The 3797-nt window shown below is 36.5% G+C and carries 2 protein-coding genes and 3 pseudogenes; 4 read left to right on the forward strand and 1 reads right to left on the reverse strand.

What is annotated here, in order from left to right; all coding sequences use genetic code 11:
- Positions 1-65: 65 nt before the first annotated feature.
- Together CWATDRAFT_RS30370 and CWATDRAFT_RS30375 are read left to right on the forward strand one after the other, a co-directional pair.
- Positions 66-773 (forward strand): annotated as a pseudogene (locus CWATDRAFT_RS30370) (IS701 family transposase); the annotation flags it as partial.
- A gap of 88 nt (positions 774-861) precedes the next feature.
- Positions 862-1131 (forward strand): annotated as a pseudogene (locus CWATDRAFT_RS30375) (IS66 family transposase); the annotation flags it as partial.
- Positions 1132-1245: 114 nt separating this feature from the next.
- Here the strand turns inward: CWATDRAFT_RS30375 and CWATDRAFT_RS30380 are convergent.
- Positions 1246-1641, reverse strand: a complete 396-nt coding sequence (locus CWATDRAFT_RS30380) for a hypothetical protein (RefSeq protein WP_007303423.1) — start codon at positions 1639-1641, stop codon at positions 1246-1248.
- A 79-nt stretch (positions 1642-1720) separates the two neighbouring features.
- Between CWATDRAFT_RS30380 and CWATDRAFT_RS30385 the strand changes: the two genes are divergently transcribed.
- Both CWATDRAFT_RS30385 and CWATDRAFT_RS35165 read left to right on the forward strand, forming a co-directional pair.
- Positions 1721-3160: an NF041680 family putative transposase gene (locus tag CWATDRAFT_RS30385; RefSeq protein WP_007308550.1), complete on the forward strand. Its 1440-nt coding sequence runs from the start codon at positions 1721-1723 to the stop codon at positions 3158-3160.
- A gap of 129 nt (positions 3161-3289) precedes the next feature.
- A pseudogene (locus tag CWATDRAFT_RS35165) lies at positions 3290-3780 on the forward strand (IS66-like element ISCwa4 family transposase); the annotation flags it as partial.
- Between the last annotated feature and the right edge of the window lie 17 nt (positions 3781-3797).

Raw genomic sequence — 3797 nt, forward strand, 5'->3', positions numbered from 1 at the left:
ATTGACAAAAGAGCGTAAATATGCAGATGATGTTTTCAGGTGATCGCTAATGAAGGAGAAAAATCATAAGACTTCGGAGTAAACCATCAACAGCCCAATGTAATCTAGATCAATATACATACTTCTTGCTCTCAGAGCCAAAATACACAGGTTGCTGCCGTTTAGCTGAGATTTTAGAAATTTCTCGTCATAGCACCAATAGATTCTTACTAAGAGAGCAATATGAACCAATAGATTTATTTAGAGAAGTTCAAGGAAACCTTAATTTGATTGGAGGAGTGTTAAGTGGGGATGATACCGTTATTGAAAAACACTACTCTCAAGTAGGAAAAGCTCATTTAATCAACTATTATTGGTCAGGAAAACATCAAAAAGCCATCAAAGGAATTAACTTAATTACTTTGTATTATACTGACTATGATGGAAAATCAATGCCTATTAATTATCGCCTTTATGATCCTCTAGATAATAAAACAAAAAATGATTACTTAAGAGAGATGATCGTAGAAGTAATCAAGTGGGGGGTAAAACCTTCTACTATAACGACAGACTGTTGGTATTCTTCTAAAGAGAATTTAAGATTTTTTAGAGACAAAGAACTGAATTTTCAAGTAGGAATAGCCAAAAATAGACAAGTAAAAGTAGAAGGAGGTAAATATCAGAGAGTAGAGGAGTTGGAAATTCCTAATAATGGATTGATAGTAATTATCAAAGAATTCGGAAAAGTAAAAATATTTAAGAGGACTTTTAAACACGGAAGTTGTCGTTATTATGCTACTTTTCTATATGATGGTAATTGCTCACCGCAATAAAGAATCTGTCTTGACAACATAAAGGTAAAATCGGGGATTTTTATGTATAGTGGGGGTTATGACCACAAATGCTACCATTGATTCAAAGCTAGTTAGAGCTATCGCCGATGAACAGTTGGCGAACAATGTCTTCATGATTGAGTGGCTAGTCAAGGCACAACAACAGTTATCTCTTCAACAAAGACTGATTGACCAGCAACAACAACAAATCTCTACACAACAGCAAGAAATTGAAAAATTGAAAGAAGAGAGAGATAAGCTAAAAAACCGTAACTCAAAAAACAGTTCAGTCCCCCCATCTTGGACTTTGTATAAAAAACAATTGTTAGCGTAAATTTTACGCTAAACATATCTCCAGAGCTAAAATAGAGAATTAAGGTGATTTTAAAAACTCTCTTTCCATCTTTTTAGGGGATTTTAATATTAAATAGCTTCATTCAGTTTCGGTTCCAATATAGATATCTAAGTAGCTTTCAGTTAGAGATTGAATGACTCGTTCTAATTCATCAATGAGATTTCTTCTAGTGAGTTTTTCTACAGCATCAATATGAGCAGAACTTCCGGCTCGTCCTAAATATTTATATTTGGTTTTTTTCTCATTATTAGTGGCCATAGGAAAAATTGATTCAGCAGCCTGTAGTTTATAATACCAGTAGATTGTTCCCTTTCGATTAACCTGATAACGAATAATATGACAATTAGCTGGTGCTACTTCCCCTTCCCGTTCAATTTTCTTTATTTTCTGTTTAAGAGAGCGAATTAGACTCTTAATTTGTTTGGCTCTCAGGTGGACATCTTGACTGGTCTTAAGTTCGGAATGTGATGACATTAGCCTTAACTGTAACAAACAACCTCTTTTGATGTTAGCGTATATATTCCGCTAATTTATAAGGTAATAAATTTCAAAAATGACCAAAAATGAAACGGCTACGTCTGTCGAGGAATTCCTGGTGTGGAGGTCTAACCTCTTCCAAGGACTAAAAGCTAGAAAAGAAACTATTATAGAATTACTCGATGCCCTCTCCAGTAACCAACAAGCTCACTCAGTCGTTGAATTGTCTCTCAATCCTTTATTTAGAAGAGATTATAACAGTTTATATAGAGGAATTCAAGAGTTTTTACCCACTCAAACTGACCCTAATTATGAACAGAGAATTGAGACTTTATTTTCAGCAGTATCGAGAACAATTCCTCCCACTTCAAAACATTATAACTTATTTGGTATTGACACAACTCCCTGCCCACGACGGTTTGGCGAAACGTTAGCGGATAAAACCTTTATTCATTACCCCAATCCAATTAAGGGAAATAAACCCATTAATATTGGACATTGTTATTCCGTTGTCTGCGCTTTACCTGACCAAATAGACACAGAAAAAGTCCCTTGGGCTGTCCCCTTATCAGGAGAGCGAGTCCCCTCTAAACATAAAGGAGTAAATCAAGGCAATCAACAACTAAAAAAAATCTGGCAAAGTTCTTTATTTTCTGATAAATTATCTGTCTTAGTGGCTGATAGTGACTACAGCCAAAAGGCTTTTATTGGGGAACAAGTTAAGCATGAAGACGTAGTTACTATTACAAGAGTTAGAAGTGACCGAGTTTTTTATCGTCAATTTATTCGGGACCCAAATCAAGCCAAAACTTCGGGACATCCCCGTTGGTATGGGGATAAATTTGACCTTAAAGATGACCAAACTTGGACTGAACCTGATGAAGTTCATCATGTTCCCTTTACAACGAAAAAAGGTCGTCAATTAACAGTGACTATTTCGGGATGGAAACAGATGTTAATGAGAGGAACTAAAAACTATAAAATGAACAATTACCCCTTTACTTTACTCCAGATTGTTGTCAGAGATCAAGAAAGAAATAGTATTTGGAAACCTATGTGGCTTATTGTTATTGGTTCTCGGCGCGATGAGTTAAGTTTAGTTGATTGTTATCAGTGTTATCGACAACGTTATGACATGGAACATCTTTTTCGATTTGGTAAACAAAGATTATTGATGACATCTTATTTAACTCCCGATGTACATCATGAAGAAAATTGGTTTAAACTAACACTTCTTTCTTATGTAAATTTGTGGGCTGCCAGAAAATTAGCTGTGGTTTTACCCCGTGATTGGGAACAGTATTTGAAGACTAATAAATCCATCAAAATCACCCCTAGTCTAGTTCAAAGAGACTTTTCAAGAATAATTACGACCTTGGGGACTTTCGCCAAATTTCCCAAACGTCGAGGTTTTTCTTCCGGACGTATTAAAGGTTACAAAAAAGCCCCACGAACTCGTCATGATGTTATCAAGAAAGGGAGCAAAAAATCAACTGAAAACTTAAAAGCTCCTTAGTTTTCCTCAGAATCTATAGATTAGCCCTATTTGTCAGCCAATTTTATTGACTGATACAGAGCCGATATTTTGGGATTTTAGTTTAGCGTAAAATACACGCTAACAAACTTTTTTTGTCCAAAGTCCAACCCATCATCAGACCAACTAAAAAAGCCTTCTGACAAAAAGAAACGGAAAAAAGGATTTAAACGCGGACCAAAATATGACCACCCAGGGAAGACCCGTAATGGTTTTGGTCAGCCCGATAAGATAGTCCCTTTAGAACTAGAAAACTGTCCTGTTTGTGGGGGTTCAGTGGAACGAGATGAAGTAGTTCCCGAAAAAGTCCAGCAAGTGGCTGAAGTAGTAGACCAACCCATAGAAATCAGGGAATATCGTCGCGGATTCTATAAATGTCCTAGTTGTGGATGGTCAGATTACAGTCCTGTTCCATTGGGAGTTAAAGAAGGATTCAGTTATGGGGCGCGATTAAGTAGCATCGTGGGCTGGCTTGGCTATGGGGGTAATCTTACATGGCGTAAACAGGAACATTTTATAGAGTATGTCTTTGGCATTCCCATTTCTCAAGGGAGCCTTGCCAAAATGCACAAATGTTTCAAGAAAGTTTAGAACCNTTGACGGTCCGAGCCTGATTGAA

Origin of the sequence: Crocosphaera watsonii WH 8501 (assembly GCF_000167195.1) — a bacterium.
Lineage (GTDB): Bacteria > Cyanobacteriota > Cyanobacteriia > Cyanobacteriales > Microcystaceae > Crocosphaera > Crocosphaera watsonii.

Coding starts and splice junctions, on each gene's coding strand:
- CWATDRAFT_RS30380 (WP_007303423.1), bottom strand. CDS start 1,641: ATGTCATCACATTCCGAACTTAAGACCAGTCAAGATGTCCACCTGAGA.
- CWATDRAFT_RS30385 (WP_007308550.1), top strand. CDS start 1,721: ATGACCAAAAATGAAACGGCTACGTCTGTCGAGGAATTCCTGGTGTGG.